This is a genomic window from Mariprofundus sp. KV (assembly GCF_013387475.1).
GTDB lineage: Bacteria > Pseudomonadota > Zetaproteobacteria > Mariprofundales > Mariprofundaceae > Mariprofundus.
On sequence record NZ_VWNB01000010.1, the window covers coordinates 41,901 to 61,329 of the forward strand.

Below are 19,429 nucleotides of genomic sequence, written 5' to 3' on the forward strand. Positions count from 1 at the left end.
CTACTTCTCCTGCGGCTTTGGAGCCGCATCATTGGCCGGCTGCACACTATTATTGATAATCAGAGGTGTGCCGTTCTTCAGCTTCAGCTGACCACTTGTCACAACGGTATCGCCCTCCTCAAGGCCTTCGAGGATAACGACCTGATCGCCGCGCTTGTCTCCGGTTTTCACAAACACCTGCTGCGCAACCAGTTGGCTTTTACCCTCCTGATCCCCCTGCACCTCTTTGGCAACAAACAGGGTGGAGCCGTAGGCGTTATAGCTGATAGCCGTCTGCGGCAGGGTCAACAGCTTTTGCGGTGCTCCGCTATCCACCTTCACATTCACAAACATGCCGGGCAGCAGTGTGCCACTGCTGTTATCAATCAGCCCCTCGACCTGCACATTGCGGGTGCTGTTATCGACAACGCTGTTGATGGTGCTGATCGTGCCGCTGATGGCCAGATCACTGTTCTGCGTATCAACAACAGTCATAGTCTGCCCCTGCCTGATCTGACCGACATACTTCTGAGGCAGATTGAAATCGATATAGAGAGCACGGCTGTTCTGCAGCGAGACAATGCGTTCGGCCATGTTCAGGTACTGGCCGGGATTGACCCGGGTGATGCCAAGGCGACCGGCAAAGGGGGCGCGAATACGCTTCTTATCGATGATCGCCTGCTGCTGCGCCTCCTGTGCAATCCTGCTGGTCAGTTCAGCCTGAGTGGCATCCAGCTTCGACTTGCTGATCGCATGCACGGCAAACTGCCGCTTATCGCGATCCAGATTAATTTCGGCAAGCTTACGATTGGCCTGTAGCGACTGCAGCTGAGCCGCCTCCTCTGCACTGTTGAGCTCCAGCAGCAGATCACCCTTGTTCACCTCATCGCCCGATTTGAAGTGAACCTTCTTCACAATGCCGGCAATCTCGGCGCTGATCTCCACCCCCTGAATCGCACGCAGGGTGCCAACCGCACCAAGCTGTGACTGCCATAGCTCACGTTTCACCTGCATCGCAGTCACCGTAGCTGGCGGCTGCGCATTGGAGGCCAGAAACTGCTTCATCATACTGGCAACAAACATCTGATAACCGATAATCGCCGCAAATACCGCCCCGACGATGACCAGCATAATGATCATCCGTTTACTCATCGATTTTTTCATCACTGTTTCTCCGCCTTTTTCTCAACTGTTTGATCTTGCTCATCGCTGTTCCACCAGCCACCACCGAGTGCATACATCAGTGCTGCGGTATCGGCATAGAGGATGGCGCGCGCCTGAATCAGGCTGATACGTGCCTGCTGATACTGCTGCTGGGCATTCAGCAGGGTAAGAAAACTCACCGCCCCCTGCTCATGCTGCAGATTCACCAGCTGCAACGTCTCTGATGCCATCTTCTCCGACTGCTTCTGCAGCTCCAGCTGCCTGCTATCCATCTCAATCGCCAGCAGTGCATCGGCCACATCCTGAAATGCGGCCAGCACACTGCCCCGATACTCGGCAGCGGCCTGCTCATATTTTGCCACCGCTGCCCGTTTCCTGGCATGCAGCTCGCCGCCTCTGAACAGCGGTTGCAGCACGCCTGCACCCAAGCCCCAGATGGCGGTTCCGGCACTGAACAGATCGCCGAACTTCACCGCTTCTGTGCCATAACTGCCGGAGAGGCCGATGTTGGGGTAGAGGTTGGCCGTGGCTACCCCCACCTGTGCACTGGCCTGATGCAGGGCCGCCTCAGCCACCCGCACATCCGGTCGCTGGCGCGTCAGTGTGGAGGGCAGTGTCAGCGGTATCTCCTGCGGCATGGTCAGTGTCTCAAAGCTGAACTGCGGCAGCGCTGCCTCGCCAGGCAATCGCCCGGTCAGCGTTGCCAGTTGATGCCGGGTCTGTGCCAGCGCCTTCTGCAGGGCCGGTAGTTGCGTGCGTGTCTGCGCCATGGCGGTGCGCTGACTTAACAGATCCGCCTTGGCCATCACGCCAATCTCAAACTGCAATTCGGCCACCTTCAGCTGCTCTTCCTCTGCAGTGATAATCTCCTGCAGGGCTATGATCTGTTGACGCAGTGATGCCTCATTGATTGCGGCTGTCACGATGTTGGTGGCCAGTGTGTTTTTGACCGCCTCTAACTGATAAGACTCAAACTCTACCTGCGCCAGTCCGTACTCCAGATAGCGTTGTCCGCCACCAAACAGATCAAGCGAGTAGCTGGCACCCACGGAAGCATTGTGCACGGTAAACAGACTACCGTTGCCGGCATTGCCAAAGGCGGCGCCGGAGATCTTCTGACGTGAGCTGTTCAAGCTGGCATCCACGGCCGGAAACAGGATGGATGCGTGATCCGCACTGAATGTCTCCTCTGCTGCTTTCAGTCTGGCTTTGGCTGCAGCAAGGGTAGGGCTCTGCTGCAGACCGAGCGCAACCAGCTGCTCCAGTTCATCTGATTCAAACAGCTGCCACCAGAGTGCCGGAATCGAAGCGCTCTGCTTGAGCTGCGGCTGAGTCGATGCAGTCGCGGATGCAACGTCCATTAGCTCATTGGAGTACTTTGACACCTCGGGGGAGGCAGGCGATGAAAAATCGGGACCTACCGCGCAGCCGCTGATCAACAATGACAGAACGGCTGCTGTTATGACTTTCGGCATTATTTTCACGACGACTGCTCCCTGCTGGCTGAGAACCAGGTGGTCTGATCCATGCACGCCTGTGCGATACCCTTGCACTGCGCGAAGACCGCCTCCGGATTCTCCTCCCGCCAGCCATACCCCTTGAGGAAATTGGTATAGTTGGTGGCGAAATATCGGTCACTCTCATCACCACTATCCGGGCAGAGGGTACTGGCATAACCCGACTGCGCGGTACTGGAGAGCCCCACGCACAAGCCCCACATGCCGTGGGTAAGATAGTTGGCCAGCTGCTCAATCTGCGGCTGATCCAGCTGATCATAACCATTCAGACTCGTCTCAATCGCCTCATGCACGATCCCGAGAAACAGCTGCGCCAGCTCAACATGCAGCAGATTCAGTTCATTGGCCCGCTGTTTGGTCGCCCTGCGCCAGACCGAAGGCATCAGTGAGAGGTTGTCGATCTCAATCAGGTCGGGGTGGCGCATGGATATCTGCCAGCTGCACTGGGCGGTGGTGATGATCTTCTCAATGGCAGAGATCGGCTGACTGCCGATGGCGTTAAACAGCACCTTGTGCTCCAGAATCAGTGCATAGGCACAGGCCACCAGCAGATCCTCTTTACTCTCAAAGTGGGAGTAGATCGTACCCATCGAATAGCTGGTCTCTTTGGCAATATCGGCCATACGCAGATCAAGAAACCCGCGCTGCGACAACAGCCTGATCGTTGTCTCAACAATCTCTTTTTCGCGCAGTTCACGCTTCTCTCGCCGCTGCATATTCACCCCGCCATAAAAACGAACAATGTTCGAACAATAATCGAACGCAGCTCGAAACATCAACCATTATCTTTCAAGGTGTTAAATGTACGGGGATAATTTGGCGCTTATTTCACTTTGATTAACCACGATGCATCAAATTTATTCAAGCCGCGATTGGCCGCTTCCGGCCAAAATCGGACTCTCAAAAGGGAGGAACGTCTACGAATCCAGCTGATCCCTGAGCACTTTACTAAGCTCATCAACACTATGGGGCTTGGAAAGTATTGAGACCCCTTCTGAAGGAAGCTCACCCTTCAATGCTTCATCTTTGTCATAGCCAGTAGAAAGTATAATTTTCATTTCAGGTTGAATTTCTTTGATGCGCCTGGCTGCTTCTACGCCGCCGAGCTTTGGCATAACCAAATCAAGTATCACCAAAGCAATTTCATTTGGATTGGCTGCAATTATATCAACTGCTTCCAATCCATTAGAAGCCTCACATACCTTGTAATTTATACTCTCTAAGATGTCTCTGGTGCTCTTTCGTACTATTTCGTTATCATCTACGACTAAGACCATCTCCCCATTACCTTCAGCAACGTTCTCCGAAGATGCTGTATAGTCAATTTCCACCAGTTTATGAATAGGTATGTAGATGTGAAAAGCTGAGCCTTTACCTATGCTGCTACTTACTTCAATAAAGCCCTGATGGGTTTTTACTGCTCCAAAAACCATTGCTAAACCAAGGCCTGTACCCTTGCCTTGTTCCTTGGTGGTGAAAAAGGGTTCGAACAAATGTTTAACTTGATGCTCTGGAATACCGCCCCCATTATCTTCAACACTTAAATGTGCATAAGGAGTCAAACTAGACTCCGGGTGCATTTCAATAAATGCCGTGTCTGGATAATACTCCTCAAGCTTAATAGTAATGGATGGATCAATTGCACCCTCGATGGCATCACAAGCATTATTCACCAAGTTCATCAATACTTGATGAAGCTGGGTCGCATTGCCTACAATTTTCATCGAATCACTAGAAATACTCTGGTGAATTTCAATATTTTCAGGAATGGATGTCCTCAGGAATTTAAGTGTTTCTTTAACAAAGGAGTTCAATGGTAACGGCACCATTGTAACGTCACCCTTACGAGCAAATGTTAGTAACTGCTGGATCATCTCAGATGCTCGAAAGGCGAGCTCTTCAACACTTGCAAGTCTTTGCGCCACATCTGGCATTTCCAAAGTACGCTTTTTGGCTAAATAGAGATTGCCTGTAATACCCGACAGCATATTATTAAAATCGTGGGCAATACCTCCCACAAGTGTACCGATAGCCTCCATCTTCTGGGCTTGATAAAGCTGTTCCTGACTTTTTGCTAAAGCCTCCGTACGTTCAACAACACGGGCCTCTAATTCATCATGTGCCTGTTGCAGCTCCTTCTCGAAACGTTTGCGCTCTGTTTTCTCTTTCATGAGCTCCAGAGTGCGTGAGGAAAGGCTATCATACATGCCAAGCACTGTTTCAATCAGAAGCCTCATTGAACCACTCATTTCATGATCAGCATGCATTTTGGCTTGCTCCAGTGACAGGCCTGAGTTGACTGCTAACACGGCTTTAGCCATCCGCTTATCGCTGTCTAGAATATGATAGGCTAGCCAGTGTGTAAGAAATTTAAGGATGTCTTCAATCACCTCATCCAGAGGTTTTGTACCCTCCTCTTCTTTTAACTTAACTACGTTCTCCATAAAAGAGTTATGAGTTTGTTCATGGTTGATAAACCAGTCATCATCTTTGAAATAAGGTCTCCAAATACCCTCTTCGGTTTTGAAGTGATGATCAGCATAAGCTGCCAATTCTCCAAAAACTTTATTTAATTCGATCGAATCAGACTGATGGGCCAAGTGTGCGGCCAACTGGTTCAAAAGGTGTACTAATTGCTTATGCTGATCATCAATCTCTGGGATTCCCGTTTCAAAATTATCATTCCATGGAAATACTTCGAAAAATTCAACCATACTCTCTGACATAATCACCTCTGTTTCCAACCATGATAATCTTTCGGAACGTACTTTTATGATCGAGCAACGTAAAGGCCAAAAGCAGATGATCAATCAGTCTGATTATTTGGGGGTCCCTGCACTGTAATAGAGGCAGCCGCAAAGCCTGCACGAATCCTTTTTCTCCATGCCGGAGAGCTCTTGCCTCACCTCTTTAATCACATGATGATAACAGAGCGTTCCATCAATCTCCCAGCACTGGGGCCCATCTTCCTTGCCAAACATGGGGCACTCTGTCTGTTTGCATCCAAGATACTCGTAGCAGCGCATAGCACCTCCGAGGAATTACACCCACTCCACCGTATACTTGTAAATATAGCTCCTACAGCCTTATTTGTCGAAGTACATTGCATCTTGCGCTTGAATGTCTGCTCCTTTGATCGGGCCATTCAGTCAAGCACCTAAAATATGCCTAGTTATACTCGGTTTAGTCTCTCGTGGTGGGTCACGCTCCTTTTCGCAGTCGAGTCGATTGAGCCAACTAGCTGCACGCAGAAGTCAGACGAAGTGGAGAGGCAGGCTTTTGGTCGCGTTTGATGCGCAGCAGACATTTACGGCAACCTCGGTCATTCAGGAATCAATCAGGCTTTGCTGTTTACCCACTTCAGAGCATCATCAACTGTCTGGAAAGTAGCATATTCAAACAATTTATTGTTTGTTAGTTCACATAGACCGTTTGCGAGACCAACATAGGCTGCCTGAGGCACTACTAGAGCGATTTTAAATTCGTGCTTTTCCTGAGCTATCATTTCATCCATTGATGCAAAGGCTTGCAAATCAGAGGCTTCTATTGAATGGCCTGATATTTCTGCGAAATCATTAATGATATATCTAGCGCTATTAAAGCGCACATCATTATACAGCTCAAGATTTGACTTTAAAATTTCACTACCGCTGACTAAGCCTGAGAATATTCTATATATTCCAGTAGATTTCCAAGTGCTTGAATATGCCATGAAACCGCTCCTACTGTACTTTCATTACATATAGGCCATCGAAATTGATGTCGCCGGAAACAGTGTGAGCGTTAAATTTGGAAAAGCGACATTCATCTTGTTGCTTGTTTTTCGAGAGTGACTGTAATTCCTTTTGATGCGAACCAAGTAATGGCTTCGTCCATACTGCGTACAACATTGGTGTGAAATGCATCATTTTCGGCTTGAATATTCCACTGTCTAGAAAATCCATACAGCGTATCCGTTGGTGCTACAACGCAGGCAAACTGCTCAGTTTCCTTTACACGGTTTTTGTCCATATTTGCAAGACTTTTAATTTCGTGAGAAGACAACTTCACCTCTTCAACATTAGAAAATTCTAGCAGCTGAAACAGAAGACCTTCATCATATTTATGGGAATAAACCTGCCCGTTTGCTGAAAAAAATTCATCTCCAGTAACAATACCACTGTGCCAGACAATAACTCCATTTGGTTTATATTCAGGTACAATAGGCAACCAAATCTCCTCGTAATAGCTATTCGTTAAAGACAGGTAATTTAAGCATATTATAAATGTTCTGTATAGATTCTGAATGACCGTTTTTGGCCGAAAGAAGCTATTCAGATGTTAGCTGATTTCAGGTTCTGTTAGCGGAGGTTCGCCCTGCTTTTCGCGCATGGCGTTGACTGCGCCAAAGATCAGCGGCTTGCGGATGATCCAGCACTCAAGGCGATATTTGCCGGGATAGTTCATAATCATCAGGCCGAAGAGAATACTTAACAGCCCCTGCCCCGGTGTGAAGAGCATGATGATTCCGGCAATCAGCAGCACGGCACCGAGCAGGTTTTTCAGGATAACCAGTACCAGTTCAATGATCGGATGGCGTGAGCTCTGGCTCATGCGGTGGCGACCATGATGGGTGAAGTAGTCCACCGGAATACGGGCGACGATATAGGGCATTGCGGCCAGACTGATGACAAACATCAACACGGAACCGACCGCAACCCACCAGCCCCAGGTTTCAAAAAAATCGCTGATCTGTTGAATCAATGCTTCCATGCGTCTCGTGTCCTAATCTGCCTTTTTTGAGATGGTGAATTCAGTCACCCGGTAGAATGCCGAGAAGATATCCTTGTGTGCAGTGATGCTCACCTCTTTTTCATAAGCCGCACCCAGCTCATTGAGCAGCGCCTCAACATCCTCATGCCAGAAGCTCTCCAGAAATGGCTCCAGCTTTGTGGTCAGCCAGCGCATCGGCACAAAGCGATAGAGCCAGTGATGTTTCGGCAGCTTGCCATATTCGGTCACCAGCAGGACCCCGCCATCACGGATCACACGCATACACTCAGCCAGTGTATTGCGCCGCGCTTCAGCCGGCATCTCATGCAGCAGAAAAAAGAGCACCACAGTGGAGAAACTGTTGCTTTTATAAGCGAGTGATTCGGCATTCATACGCGTGGCACAGAGCTGCTGCCCCGCCTCCACCTTGCTTGCTGCCAGTTCAAGCTGCACCTCAGCGACATCGGTAATATGCAGCGCTTGCGGATGCACCTGCCGGATCAGGTGAGGTGTCAGAGAGCCGTAGACGCAGGTGAGCTGCAAGACGCGATCAAGCGGCGCCTGCTTTAAGCGCGCAAGCGTGGCGTTCATCAGCTTTTTATACTGACCAAAGAGGATCGCATTGATAATCGGCTGGTGATCAAAAAACCAGACCGATTTCGGCCAGAGGTAGGCCCACCAGTAGTGGCGCACCAGATAGGCCGGCTTACCATCAAGAAAATAGCGATAAAATCTGAACATCTACGATTTAGACCCCTTGTCCATCAGATGATGACCAATACAGCCATAAAAACCACTTGAGAAAAAAGGCGTTCGCTTCCACGGCTGGATTAGACCTTTCAGAGCACCCTCAGTAGTTAAAACGAGTCACTCCGGCAGTCGGCAGATGATATCACGTGCTGAGATAATACCGATCAGCTTTCCATCATCATCCACTACCAACACATTATGGCTGTCCCCTTTCAGGTTAATCAGCATCGCCGCCACCGCACTGGTTGGCATGCTCTGCCTGACCACCGGAAACTGACGATCCAGCACATCAACCACCCGATGCCCGGCAGAAGCAGCCAGCATTTCATAGACCGAGCCGATATCGGGGCCGCCGCGCATCACGGCCAGCAGATCATCGGTCGCATATTCGGGAACCGCATGGTGAAGAACCGAACGGGTGGTAACAATGCCGATGGGCCTGCCTTTGCCGTCAATAACAGGGAAATCGTGCAGCGGCGACTCCTGAAACAGAACAATTGCATCTTTCACCGTCGCATCTTCACCAAGCGTGATGAGATCGGTTGTCATTACATTCGAAGCGATCATCTTATTCCTCCACCGCCTGCATCTCATCAGGGCAGATGATGTGCATACGTTGCCTGCTACTGATGATAAAGCAAACAACCATTGCACTGCAACCATCCCGCCTCTGCAAGAGACTGAGAGTGGGGCAACCTGTCCGGTTATCCGGGAGCGACAGGCGTAACCTGCTTCGGCAGCTGCAGTGAGATCAGTGCGGCGGCCAGTACAAAAGCAGCCGACCACCAGAGGCAACCTGTCAGACCCTGACTCTGATAGACCCAGCCGGAGAGCAGTGTTCCGGTCAGGCGACCACCGGCATTGGCCATGTAGTAGAAACCGACGTTCATCGAGACATGTTCACGCTCTGACCATGAGACAATCAGGTAGGAGTGCACAGCCGAGTTGATGGCAAAAGCGATGCCGAACAGGGAGAGCCCCAAGATAATCACAAGCTGCAGATCCCACCCCTGACTCATTGCCAGGGCAATGGCGACTGGAACCACAAGCAGGACAAACGCTGCACCTGCCACCAGAGAGCCATCGGGATCCCTGCTGCTAAAAGTGCGCAACATTGCCGGCGCAGAACCCTGCACAAAACCGTAACCGATCACCCACAACGCAAAGAAGGCGCCCACCTCGGTAAAGCTCCAGCCCAGCTCTGCATAGAGAAAGAGAGGCAGCCCCACCACAAACCAGATATCACGGGCGCCGAAGAGGAAGAAGCGGGCGGCAGAGAGGCGGTTTACCTGCGGTGACTTGGAGAATATCTGTGAGAATTTCGGCTTAGAGGGACTCTTGCCCAGCTCACCCGGCAGCAGGATCGAGGTGATGATCAGTGCCACAAGCAGCAGTGCGGAGAGAGCCAGAAGTGCTCCGCGGAACTCCAGCCATGCCAGCAGCAGGGCACCGATAAAGAAGCCGCCCCCTTTCAGTGCATTCTTGGAGCCGGTGAGGATTGCCACCCAGCGGAACAGCTTTTTCTCCGACCTCTCAGGCAGAAAGAGCTTCACACCCGCCTTGGCACTCATCTTATTCAGATCCTTGGCGATGCCGGAGAGTGCCTGGGCTGCCATCACATAGGCCACCGACAACCATGCGTCGGGCACGGTTAACATCAACAACGCCCCGATCTGCATCATCATGCCGATATTCATGCAGCGATTCAGGCCAACGCGAGCCCCCAGCCAGCCGCCAACGAGATTGGTGACAATGCCGAAGAACTCATAGAAGAGAAACAGCATCGCGATCTCAAGCGGCGAATAACCGAGGCCGTGAAAGTAGAGCACCACCAGCATGCGGATGGCACCATCGGTTATGGTAAAAGCCCAGTAACCGCCGGTAACCGTCAGGTAGTGTTTAAACCCCTGCTCCATCAGCACACCTGCATCAGATAGAACCAGCCACCTTTTGCGCCAGCTCCATCATCCGGTTCACATAACCCCACTCATTATCATACCAGATATAGAGCTTCACCTGTGTACCATTGACCACCATCGTACTCGGTGCATCAATGATCGAAGAGCGGGCATCATTGGTATAATCGACAGAGACCAGTGGCCGCTCCTCATAACCGAGGATCCCTTTGAGCTCTCCCTCTGCAGCCTCCTGAAACAGTGTGTTGATCTCCTCCACCGTCACCGGCCGCTCCGCTTCAATGACCAGGTCGGTCAGGGATGCATTGAGCAGTGGCACACGCACCGCCATGCCATTGAGTTTGCCTTCCAGTTCAGGGAAAATCCTGGTGATCGCTTTTGCTGAACCTGTGCTGGTTGGAATCAGAGACTGACCACAGGAGCGGGCCCGGCGCAGATCTTTGTGCCCCCTGTCGACAATGGTCTGGGTGTTGGTGATATCGTGAATGGTGGTCATGCAGCCGTGTTTGATACCGACCTTCTCATGCAGCACCTTGATCACCGGTGCCAGACAGTTGGTGGTGCAGGAGGCGGCAGTCAGCAGATCATGCTGCTCCGGGTCATAGAGATGATCATTGATGCCGTAGACGATGTTCAGCGCGCCATCGACAGGGGCCGCCACAATCACCTTTTTCACACCCTGATCGAAATAGGCCTGCAACTGCTCGGGCTTGCGAAATGCGCCCGTGGCTTCAATAACGATATCACAGCCTGACCAGTCGGTTTCGCCGATAGCCCGATTGCTTGTGTGGGCGATTCTGGCACCATCGATCAGCATGGTTTCACCATCCGCTTCACAATTCAATGGCCAGGTGCCGTGCACTGAATCAAATTTCAGCAGGTGCGCAGAGCAGGCAGCCCCACAGGCAGTTTCATTGACCTGCACAACCTCAAAACCAGACATCTCCCATCCGGCTCTGAGCCCCAGACGTCCCATGCGACCGAAGCCGTTTATACCAACCTTGATTGTCATCTGCTATCTCCCGAAAAACATCGCCGGACACATCCTGATATGTGAATATGTCATCTTCATGTCACGCTCTGCCACGCTCATACCAGCCTCTGCTGCGGTTCACGATGGCCACCAGTGTCAACATCACAGGCACCTCCACCAGTACGCCAACCACCGTCGCCAGTGCCGCTCCCGACTCAAAACCAAACAGCGCAATCGCTGTTGCCACAGCCAGTTCAAAAAAGTTGGATGCACCAATCAGTGCGGACGGTGCGGCCACACTGTGTTTGACCCCAAGCTTGCGATTAAGCAGGTAAGCCACTCCAAAGGTTGCATAGACCTGAATCACAATCGGCACCGCCAGCATGGCAATCACCAGAGGCTGTTGTAAAATTTCATTGCCCTGAAAGGCAAAGAGCAGCACCACGGTAAGCAGTAGTGCCGCCATAGAGAGAGGATCCATACGCTGCAACACACGATCAAATGATCCCTGTTTAAGCAGATGATTCCTCCAGAAATATGCTACCAATACAGGCGCCAGAATATAGAGCAGCACCGACAGTAGCAGGGTATCCCAGGGAATGGTGACTGCAGCAAAGCCAAGTAACAGTGCAACAATGGGGGCAAAAGCAAAGACCATGATCAGATCATTGAGTGCCACCTGGGAAAGTGTGAACTGGGCATCGCCATGGGTCAGTTTTGACCAGACAAAGACCATCGCTGTACATGGCGCTGCTGACAGAATCACCAAGCCCGCGAAGTAATCATCCAGCTGATCGGCAGCAAGCAGTGACGCAAAGATATGATAGATAAAGATATACCCGAGCAGTGCCATAAAAAATGGTTTGAACAACCAGTTGACGCCAAGGGTGACGGCAATGCCTCGCCGCTGTTGCCAAACCTCATGCAGGGCGGAGTAATCGATCTTGAGCAGCATCGGCAGAATCATTGCCCAGATCAGTAGTGCTACAGGCAGGTTGATATGTGCAACTTCCATGCCACCTAAAGCGTGAAAAAGTGTTGGCATCATTGAACCCAGAGCAATACCTGCCACGATGCAGAGGAACACCCAGACCGTGAGGTAGCGGGCAAACAGGCCCATCTGTTTTGATTCACTCATTGATGCCTCCTGACTGGATAGCATTATATCCGCCTATGCGGATATGTAAATCAGACAGGTGCGCGGCCTAACAACCTCTGGATCGCTGCAGTCGCTGCATATCCTGTTGCGTCTCAAGCTGCTCAACACGCTGCAGCAGCACTGTCAGCTCAACAGGCACCTGCTCAGCAAGCTGATAATACATCCATTTGCCATCACGGCGGGTGCTCACCAATCCCGCATGGCGTAAGACGCCGAGATGGCGCGATACTGTGCTCTGTGGCAACTCAAGGGCATCGGTAAGATGGCAGACACACTGCTCTCCGCATGCTGAAAGCAGTGCAAACAGACGCAAGCGAACCGGTTCACCCAGTGCTTTAAAGGTCCCGGCCGGATTCAACATTCAGAGCCCCGTCATCGATGTTAATAAAAATGGTGTTCAGCTTTCGCTATCTTCAAGCAGATCATGCTCAACAACGACCAGTACCGAACAGGGAGCATGCGCCACGACCCGCTCTGAGGTGGAGCCTTTGAGCATATGTTCGAGCAACCCCTTTTCATGATGGCGGCCGATTACGATCAGATCAGCAGGCAGTGATCTGGCGAAACTGCAGATAAAACGGGAGGGATCGCCACCCGCCTCTTTGATATGGGTGACCAGATCAAAATCAAACTGCTTGATCACCTCATGCAGACGCTGTTCAGCGCCTTCATGGGCGGCGTGATCCACCTTGTTTACAGGCGGCACAGAGACCATGTCTGTCTCAAAGAAGAGGGAGGACTCCAGCACATGCAGAAGATGCACTTCGGCATCGAACTTCTTTGCCATCACTCCGGCACGCCTGATCGACTCAGTTGCCTGTTCTGAAAAATCGAATGGAACCAGAATCTTATTATGCTTCATCATCTTCTCCCCCTGCACATCGGCCACCTGCAGAGCAGGTCTCCTGTGCACTCAAACTAGCAGGGGGAAACCGGCTTTGCCAGCCGGTTTCCGATGCCCGGATTTGTGCTATTTGCCTGCCAGAGCGCGCATACGCAGACGCAGCGCATTGAGTTTGATGAAACCACCGGCATCTTTTTGATCATAGGCACCCTGATCATCTTCAAAGGTGCAGAGGCGCTCATCGAACATCGACTGATCAGAACGGCGTCCGACAACCATAACATTGCCTTTGTACAGCTTGAGCTGCACATCACCGTTGACTGTGATCTGCGTGTAATCGATCGCCTGCTGCAGCATCTCACGTTCCGCGGCAAACCAGTAACCGTTGTAGACCATCTTGGCATAACGTGGCATCAACTCATCCTTCAGATGCGCCGCTTCACGATCCAGTGTCAGTGACTCGATGGCACGGTGCGCTTTCAGCATGATGGTGCCACCCGGTGTCTCGTAACAGCCACGTGACTTCATACCAACATAACGGTTTTCAACGATATCAATACGCCCGATACCGTGCTTGCCACCCAGACGGTTGAGCTCGGTCAATACCTCTGCAGGAGTCATGGCCACGCCATTGATCGCCACAATGTCACCACCCTGATACTTCAGCTCGACGTATTCAGGTACATCCGGTGCCGCTTCAGGGGAGACACTCCAGCGCCACATCTCTTCTGACGGCTCACACCACGGATCCTCAAGATCATAACCTTCGTAGGAGATGTGCAGCAGGTTGGCATCCATCGAGTATGGCGACTTGGAACCTTCACGCTTGCGCTCAACCGGAATGCCGTGTTTGGCGGCATAGTTGAGCATATCCTCACGCGAAACCAGATCCCATTCGCGCCACGGTGCAATCACCTTCACATCAGGTTTGAGGGCATAAAAACCGAACTCGAAACGCACCTGATCGTTACCCTTGCCGGTTGCGCCATGCGATACCGCATCAGCACCCTCAGCATTGGCGATCTCAATCATACGTTTGGAGATCAGCGGACGGGCAATGGAGGTGCCGAGCAGGTACTCGCCCTCATAGATGGCGTTGGCACGGAACATCGGGAAGACGAAATCGCGTACGAACTCTTCGCGCATATCCTCGATATAGATCGATTTCACACCACCGGCTACAGCCTTGGCACGAGCATCTTCAACCTCATCACCCTGCCCGAGATCGGCCGTAAAAGTGACCACCTCGCAATCGTAGGTGTCCTGAAGCCACTTCAGGATAATAGAGGTATCCAGACCTCCAGAGTAGGCGAGTACAGCCTTCTTTACATCGGAATGCGCCATGATTGAGTCCTCAACATCGTTGGATTAAATATTTTCTAATTCGGCCGCGCAGACTACACGCGCCGCCGCTAACGCGCTATCAGGCGCGTGTGATTACTGCTGACCGCGCAGCAAAAAGTCGAGCAGCCCTTTCTGCGCATGCAGGCGGTTCTCAGCTTCTGCCCAGACCACCGACTGCGGCCCGTCGATCACCGAAGCGGTCACCTCTTCGCCACGATGGGCCGGCAAGCAGTGCATGAACAGCGCATCAGCATTGGCATGCGCCATAACCCGGTCATTGACCTGATAGCCGGCAAAGGCCACTTCACGCTCAGCCTGCTCCTGCTCCTGCCCCATCGATGCCCAGACATCGGTGGTCACCAGATCAGCACCATCAACAGCGGCAACCGGATCATCGATCAGAGAGACATCGGCACCAAGTGCGGTAGCTGCAGCAAGCAGCCTGGCATCGGGCCGATAACCCTCAGGGCTGGCAATTCTCAGGCTGTAGCCGAAAGAGACCGCACCATTGATCCAGGAGTGGGCCATATTGTTGCCATCACCGATCCAGGTCACGGTTTTACCCTCGATCGAACCGCGATGCTCCTCGTAGGTGAAGACATCGGCAAGAATCTGGCAGGGGTGCGTCAGATCGGTCAGGCCGTTGATCACCGGCACCGCCGAATATTCGGCAAATTTCTGCACAATATCATGGCCAAAGGTGCGAATCATAACGCAATCCACCATGCTCGAGAGCACACGTGCCGAATCCTCAATCGGTTCACCACGACCTAACTGTGTGGTGCCGGAGTGCAGGAACAGTGCATGACCACCAAGCTGGAACATGCCGGTCTCAAAGGAGACCCGCGTGCGGGTACTCGCCTTGTCAAAAATCATGCCCAGCGTTTTGCCTTGCAGCGAGTGCGTTGCCTTGCCCTCTTTAAGCTTGCGTTTGATCTTGGCAGCGCGCTTAAGAATATAACGCGCCTCTTCAGCTGAAACGTCCAGCAGTGTCAGAAAATGTCTCATTGCGTCCTCTCCATGACGGTAGCCAGCGTTACCAGAGCCTCATCGACTTCCGCCTCACTCACATTCAGCGGTGGCAACAGCCGCAACACATTCGGCCCTGCCGAAAGCACCAGCAGCCCTGCCTCGCGTGCCTGCGCAATGAGGGGGGCAGCTTCAACACTCAGCTCGGCACCGATCAGCAGCCCCTGTCCACGCACCTCTTTGATCACCGGAAAGCGGGCCTGAATCGCTTTCAATCCCTGCATCAACTGCTCGCCACGCGCCTTCACATTGGCCAGCAGTGACTCTTCTTCGATCACCTCCAGCACCGTCAGTGCTGCAGTGCAGGAGAGCGGGTTACCACCAAAGGTGGAGCCGTGCGTGCCCGGGCCGAATGATGCGGCCACCGCATCAGTCGCCAGCATGGCGCCAATGGGGACGCCGCCGCCAAGCCCCTTGGCCAGAGTAAGGATATCGGGTTTAACACCGGCCTGCTCAAAAGCGAACATCGTGCCGCAACGACCAATGCCGGTCTGTACCTCATCAAACATCAGCAGCAAGCCGTGCTCATCACACAGCTTGCGTACACCCTGCAGATAGGCGGCATCGGCTATATTCACGCCCCCCTCACCCTGCAGCGGCTCCAGCAGAATCGCCGCACTCTGCTGGTTGATCACCGATTTGAGTGCATCCAGATCATTCAACGGCACATGAATAAAGCCCGGTGGCAGCGGATCAAAACCGACCTTCACCTTATCCTGACCGGTTGCCGTCAGAGTGGAGAGCAGCCGCCCGTGAAATGAGCGGGTTGCGGAAATCACCGTGCGCCGGGATGAACCCTGATCATAGAAATATTTACGCGCCAGCTTGATCGCCGCCTCATTCGCCTCAGCACCGGAGTTGCAGAAGAAGGCTGCACCCAGCCCGGAATCTGCACACAGCGTTGCTGCCAGCTGCTGCTGTTTGGGAATGTGAAACAGATTGGAGCAGTGCAGCATGGTTGCCGCCTGTGCGCTCAGCGCCTGCGTCATTTTCGGATGGGCATGGCCCAGCGTATCCACGGCAATACCGGAGATAAAATCGAGATAACAGTTCTCCGCATCATCCCAGACGCGTGAGCCCTGGCCACGCACCAGCGTCAGCGGAAAGCGGGCATAGGTGTTCATCAGTGCATTCATGGGCGGCAGTTTAGGGCAGAAGCAGACGAATCGCATCTTTTTCTGTCAAAAAAGCACATAACGGCGGCTCTTTCAGACTTTTTCTTCATCTCCTGTCTCACGGCAATGATGGAATCAGCCCGCTTTCCGGTTAGGATGGCGCCATGAGCCACAGCAACAAGTCACCACGCACGCGCATCAAGGTATGCGGCATTACCCGTCTTGAGGATGCGCTGGCCGCATCAGCCCTTGGTGTTGATGCGGTTGGATTTGTCTTTTATCAGAAATCCCCCCGCTATATTGAGCCTGCAAAAGCAGCTGCCATCATCCGCCAACTGCCTCCCTTTGTCTCTGCTGTTGGTCTGTTTGTGAATCCGACGCAGGCCTTCATTGCCGAGGTTCTGCAGAGCGTGCCGCTGGGTGTCATTCAGCTGCATGGTGATGAGACACCTGAGTTCTGCCAGGCCCAGCGCCGCAGGGTGCTAAAGGCACTGCCTGTTTCCAGCCCCCAGGATCTGAAACGCGCCGCTGCCTACAACTGCCCGCTACTGCTCGATGCCAAAGCCCCTGCCGGTGTCTATGGCGGCACCGGCCACGCCTTTGACTGGTCTCTACTGGACGGCTTTGAGCACCCGTTCCCGTTAACACTTGCCGGCGGTCTGAATGTGGGTAACGTCTCAGAGGCTCTTGCTGTTCGCCAATGGTTTGCACTGGATGTATCCTCCGGCGTTGAACAATCACCCGGCATAAAAGATGCCGAAAAAATGCGCGCCTTCGTCGCAGCCGTTAACCACCACCAAGCCAAGGAGAGCCTGTGAGCCTGTCAGATCAGAAACCGGATCTAACCTCGATCTATAATCTGGAGATCAAACATGCACCCGATGCCGGCGGCCACTTTGGCCGTTTTGGTGGTCGTTTTGCCGCTGAAACCCTGATGCAACCGTTACAGGAGATTGAAGATGCCTTTTTTGAGGCTTGGGCCGATCCCGCTTTCCATGCAGAGCGCCTTGATCTGCTGAAGAACTATGTAGGTCGCAGCACACCACTGTACCACGCCAAACACCTCTCCAGAGAGGTTGGCGGTGCCCAGATCTATCTTAAGCGAGAGGATCTCAACCACACCGGCGCGCACAAGGTCAACAACACCATCGGACAGGCACTGCTGGCCCGTCGCATGGGTAAGAAGAAGGTGATTGCTGAGACAGGTGCCGGTCAGCACGGTGTGGCAACCGCAACGGTAGCGGCCATGTTCAATATGGAGTGTCACATCTACATGGGCCGTGAAGATATCCGTCGTCAGGCCCCCAACGTATTCCGCATGAAGCTGCTCGGTGCCAATGTGGTGCCGGTTGATTCAGGTACGGCCACGCTCAAAGATGCGGTGAATGAGGCGTTACGTGTATGGGTTGCCAGCTGTGAAGATACCTATTACATCTTCGGTACAGCTGCCGGCCCGCACCCCTTCCCGCTGATGGTGCGCCAGTTCCACACCGTGATCGGTCAGGAGGCGCGTGCCCAGTGCATCGAGCAGACCGGACGCCTGCCCGATGTCGCGGTGGCCTGTGTTGGTGGTGGCTCCAACGCCATTGGCCTGTTACACCCCTTTTATGATGATGCCGATGTGAAGCTGGTGGCAGTTGAAGCCGGTGGCCATGGTCTGGATGGCGATGAGCATGCGGCTTCACTGGCGGCAGGCAAGCCGGGCATTATCCACGGCAGCCTCAGTTATCTGCTTGAGGATGAGGAGGGGCAGGTCAAAGGCACCCACAGCATCTCTGCCGGACTCGACTACCCCGGCGTAGGCCCTGAACTTGCCAACATGCTGGAGGCTGGTCGCCTCGATCTTGATGCCGCTACCGATACGCAGGCGCTGGATGCCTTCAAACTACTGACCCGCTGCGAAGGCATTATTCCGGCGCTGGAGTCGAGCCATGCCCTGGCCGCTGGTATGCGCATCGCAGCTGCAATGAGGCCGGATCAGACTGTACTGATCAACCTCTCCGGTCGGGGTGACAAGGATATGGGCACCGTCTTTGAACTGCTTGGTGATGAGATCGAGGGGGGCTGGAAATGAGCCAGATGCGACTGAGCGAGGTGTTCAAACGCTGCAAGACAGAAGGCCGCGCCGCCCTGATCGGCTATCTGACGGCAGGTGATCCTGACGTCGCGAGCAGCCACAAGCTTCTGGCCAGACTGGCCAGCCATGTAGACATTATCGAGGTCGGCATGCCCTTCTCCGATCCGATGGCCGATGGGCCGGTGATTCAGGCTGCCAGCGAGCGAGCACTAGCCTCCGGCACAAAAATCGCCGATGTCTTTGCCATCACGGCTGAACTGCGCAGCGCCAACCCTGAACTCGGTATTGTGCTGATGGGTTATGCCAACATCGCCTACGCCATGGGCTTTGAAACCTTTGCCCAAAAGGCTAAGGCGGCCGGTGCCGACGGCGTGCTGCTTGTCGATATTCCGCCTGAAGAGGGCGGTATCTGTGATGCGATCTTCGCTGCACACGGACTGGATCGCATTCTGCTGCTCTCCCCCACATCCACCGATGAACGCATTCGTCTGGCCGATCAAAAGGGAACCGGCTTTATCTATTATGTATCACTGACCGGCATTACCGGCGCTGAGATGGGTGCGATGGATGGTATCCGTGAAAAGACCCGGCACATTCAATCGATGACCGATAAACCGGTATGCGTCGGTTTTGGTGTGAAGACACCACAGCAGGTGGCCGATGTCGCTGCCTTTGCTGACGGCGTGGTGGTTGGCAGCCATTTTGTCTCCCAGATCACCTCCCACGATGGTACCGATGCGATTGCCGATGCACTCGGTAGTTCTGCCCTGGCTATGCACCAGGCCATCGCAAGCGGCGCATAAGGCAATC

At 53.1% G+C, this 19,429-nt stretch carries 20 protein-coding genes; 3 read left to right on the forward strand and 17 right to left on the reverse strand.

The genetic code is table 11. The annotated features are described in order from the left end of the window. The 17 genes from F3F93_RS09215 to F3F93_RS09295 form a co-directional block, all read right to left on the reverse strand. Positions 1-1,143, reverse strand: a complete 1,143-nt coding sequence (locus tag F3F93_RS09215; protein ID WP_206675415.1) for an efflux RND transporter periplasmic adaptor subunit — start codon at positions 1,141-1,143, stop codon at positions 1-3. After that, the gene (locus tag F3F93_RS09220; RefSeq protein ID WP_176958890.1) at positions 1,143-2,618 is read right to left on the reverse strand and encodes an efflux transporter outer membrane subunit; all 1,476 of its coding nucleotides are present in this window, start codon (positions 2,616-2,618) and stop codon (positions 1,143-1,145) included. Before F3F93_RS09220 ends, F3F93_RS09215 begins: the two co-directional genes overlap by 1 nt. A 5-nt stretch (positions 2,619-2,623) precedes the next feature. Further along, positions 2,624-3,436 carry a TetR/AcrR family transcriptional regulator gene (locus F3F93_RS09225; protein WP_176958891.1) on the reverse strand — a complete coding sequence of 271 codons (813 nt, stop codon included), beginning with the start codon at positions 3,434-3,436 and terminating at the stop codon, positions 2,624-2,626. 141 nt (positions 3,437-3,577) lie between these two features. Further along, positions 3,578-5,386 carry a bacteriohemerythrin gene (locus tag F3F93_RS09230; RefSeq protein ID WP_176958892.1) on the reverse strand — a complete coding sequence of 603 codons (1,809 nt, stop codon included), beginning with the start codon at positions 5,384-5,386 and terminating at the stop codon, positions 3,578-3,580. Positions 5,387-5,997: 611 nt separating this feature from the next. Further along, positions 5,998-6,372: a hypothetical protein gene (locus F3F93_RS09235; RefSeq protein ID WP_176958893.1), complete on the reverse strand. Its 375-nt coding sequence runs from the start codon at positions 6,370-6,372 to the stop codon at positions 5,998-6,000. A gap of 92 nt (positions 6,373-6,464) precedes the next feature. Continuing rightward, on the reverse strand, positions 6,465-6,869 hold the full coding sequence (locus F3F93_RS09240) for a hypothetical protein (RefSeq protein WP_176958894.1): 405 nt from the start codon (positions 6,867-6,869) through the stop codon (positions 6,465-6,467). Positions 6,870-6,980: 111 nt separating this feature from the next. Then, entirely contained in the window at positions 6,981-7,412 is a 432-nt protein-coding gene (locus F3F93_RS09245; protein WP_176958895.1) for a PGPGW domain-containing protein, read from the reverse strand. A gap of 12 nt (positions 7,413-7,424) precedes the next feature. After that, the gene (gene rquA, locus F3F93_RS09250; protein WP_176958896.1) at positions 7,425-8,153 is read right to left on the reverse strand and encodes a rhodoquinone biosynthesis methyltransferase RquA; all 729 of its coding nucleotides are present in this window, start codon (positions 8,151-8,153) and stop codon (positions 7,425-7,427) included. Between the two features lie 126 nt (positions 8,154-8,279). Then, positions 8,280-8,729, reverse strand: coding sequence for a CBS domain-containing protein (locus F3F93_RS09255; RefSeq protein ID WP_176958897.1), 450 nt, complete (start codon positions 8,727-8,729; stop codon positions 8,280-8,282). A gap of 137 nt (positions 8,730-8,866) precedes the next feature. After that, positions 8,867-10,078 (reverse strand): organoarsenical effux MFS transporter ArsJ, encoded by a 1,212-nt coding sequence (gene arsJ / locus F3F93_RS09260; RefSeq protein WP_176958898.1) that lies wholly within the window; start codon positions 10,076-10,078, stop codon positions 8,867-8,869. A 13-nt stretch (positions 10,079-10,091) separates the two neighbouring features. Further along, entirely contained in the window at positions 10,092-11,090 is a 999-nt protein-coding gene (locus F3F93_RS09265; protein WP_176958899.1) for an ArsJ-associated glyceraldehyde-3-phosphate dehydrogenase, read from the reverse strand. 61 nt (positions 11,091-11,151) lie between these two features. Next, complete coding sequence (gene arsB, locus F3F93_RS09270; protein WP_176958900.1) at positions 11,152-12,213, reverse strand: ACR3 family arsenite efflux transporter; 1,062 nt, start codon at positions 12,211-12,213, stop codon at positions 11,152-11,154. Positions 12,214-12,256: 43 nt separating this feature from the next. Then, complete coding sequence (locus F3F93_RS09275) at positions 12,257-12,571, reverse strand: metalloregulator ArsR/SmtB family transcription factor (protein ID WP_176958901.1); 315 nt, start codon at positions 12,569-12,571, stop codon at positions 12,257-12,259. A 36-nt stretch (positions 12,572-12,607) separates the two neighbouring features. Beyond that, positions 12,608-13,075 carry a universal stress protein gene (locus tag F3F93_RS09280; protein WP_176958902.1) on the reverse strand — a complete coding sequence of 156 codons (468 nt, stop codon included), beginning with the start codon at positions 13,073-13,075 and terminating at the stop codon, positions 12,608-12,610. A gap of 105 nt (positions 13,076-13,180) precedes the next feature. Further along, positions 13,181-14,398 carry an argininosuccinate synthase gene (locus tag F3F93_RS09285; RefSeq protein ID WP_176958903.1) on the reverse strand — a complete coding sequence of 406 codons (1,218 nt, stop codon included), beginning with the start codon at positions 14,396-14,398 and terminating at the stop codon, positions 13,181-13,183. A 93-nt stretch (positions 14,399-14,491) separates the two neighbouring features. Further along, positions 14,492-15,406, reverse strand: coding sequence for an ornithine carbamoyltransferase (argF, locus tag F3F93_RS09290; protein ID WP_176958904.1), 915 nt, complete (start codon positions 15,404-15,406; stop codon positions 14,492-14,494). After that, positions 15,403-16,563, reverse strand: coding sequence for an acetylornithine transaminase (locus tag F3F93_RS09295; RefSeq protein ID WP_206675416.1), 1,161 nt, complete (start codon positions 16,561-16,563; stop codon positions 15,403-15,405). Before F3F93_RS09295 ends, argF begins: the two co-directional genes overlap by 4 nt. A 143-nt stretch (positions 16,564-16,706) precedes the next feature. Here F3F93_RS09295 and F3F93_RS09300 point away from each other — a divergent pair, with 143 nt between their 5' ends. The 3 genes from F3F93_RS09300 to trpA are packed head-to-tail and all read left to right on the forward strand — an operon-like array spanning position 16,707 to position 19,422. Then, positions 16,707-17,360 (forward strand): phosphoribosylanthranilate isomerase, encoded by a 654-nt coding sequence (locus tag F3F93_RS09300; protein WP_176958905.1) that lies wholly within the window; start codon positions 16,707-16,709, stop codon positions 17,358-17,360. Between the two features lie 2 nt (positions 17,361-17,362). Further along, a complete protein-coding gene (gene trpB, locus F3F93_RS09305; RefSeq protein ID WP_194335036.1) occupies positions 17,363-18,616 on the forward strand; it encodes a tryptophan synthase subunit beta in 1,254 nt (417 codons plus the stop codon). Then, a complete protein-coding gene (gene trpA / locus F3F93_RS09310; RefSeq protein WP_176958906.1) occupies positions 18,613-19,422 on the forward strand; it encodes a tryptophan synthase subunit alpha in 810 nt (269 codons plus the stop codon). The genes trpB and trpA overlap by 4 nt, the downstream gene beginning before the upstream one ends. Positions 19,423-19,429 lie beyond the last annotated feature (7 nt).

Bases quoted from the DNA above. Each gene is read 5' to 3' on its own strand.
- F3F93_RS09275 (WP_176958901.1), bottom strand. From the start codon at position 12,571: ATGTTGAATCCGGCCGGGACCTTTAAAGCACTGGGTGAACCGGTTCGC.
- F3F93_RS09295 (WP_206675416.1), bottom strand. From the start codon at position 16,563: ATGAATGCACTGATGAACACCTATGCCCGCTTTCCGCTGACGCTGGTG.
- rquA (WP_176958896.1), bottom strand. From the start codon at position 8,153: ATGTTCAGATTTTATCGCTATTTTCTTGATGGTAAGCCGGCCTATCTG.
- F3F93_RS09265 (WP_176958899.1), bottom strand. From the start codon at position 11,090: ATGACAATCAAGGTTGGTATAAACGGCTTCGGTCGCATGGGACGTCTG.
- F3F93_RS09285 (WP_176958903.1), bottom strand. From the start codon at position 14,398: ATGGCGCATTCCGATGTAAAGAAGGCTGTACTCGCCTACTCTGGAGGT.
- F3F93_RS09300 (WP_176958905.1), top strand. From the start codon at position 16,707: ATGAGCCACAGCAACAAGTCACCACGCACGCGCATCAAGGTATGCGGC.
- arsB (WP_176958900.1), bottom strand. From the start codon at position 12,213: ATGCTATCCAGTCAGGAGGCATCAATGAGTGAATCAAAACAGATGGGC.
- F3F93_RS09220 (WP_176958890.1), bottom strand. From the start codon at position 2,618: ATGCCGAAAGTCATAACAGCAGCCGTTCTGTCATTGTTGATCAGCGGC.
- arsJ (WP_176958898.1), bottom strand. From the start codon at position 10,078: ATGGAGCAGGGGTTTAAACACTACCTGACGGTTACCGGCGGTTACTGG.
- F3F93_RS09230 (WP_176958892.1), bottom strand. From the start codon at position 5,386: ATGTCAGAGAGTATGGTTGAATTTTTCGAAGTATTTCCATGGAATGAT.
- argF (WP_176958904.1), bottom strand. From the start codon at position 15,406: ATGAGACATTTTCTGACACTGCTGGACGTTTCAGCTGAAGAGGCGCGT.
- F3F93_RS09255 (WP_176958897.1), bottom strand. From the start codon at position 8,729: ATGATCGCTTCGAATGTAATGACAACCGATCTCATCACGCTTGGTGAA.
- F3F93_RS09280 (WP_176958902.1), bottom strand. From the start codon at position 13,075: ATGATGAAGCATAATAAGATTCTGGTTCCATTCGATTTTTCAGAACAG.
- F3F93_RS09215 (WP_206675415.1), bottom strand. From the start codon at position 1,143: ATGAAAAAATCGATGAGTAAACGGATGATCATTATGCTGGTCATCGTC.
- F3F93_RS09245 (WP_176958895.1), bottom strand. From the start codon at position 7,412: ATGGAAGCATTGATTCAACAGATCAGCGATTTTTTTGAAACCTGGGGC.
- F3F93_RS09225 (WP_176958891.1), bottom strand. From the start codon at position 3,436: ATGTTTCGAGCTGCGTTCGATTATTGTTCGAACATTGTTCGTTTTTAT.
- F3F93_RS09235 (WP_176958893.1), bottom strand. From the start codon at position 6,372: ATGGCATATTCAAGCACTTGGAAATCTACTGGAATATATAGAATATTC.
- trpA (WP_176958906.1), top strand. From the start codon at position 18,613: ATGAGCCAGATGCGACTGAGCGAGGTGTTCAAACGCTGCAAGACAGAA.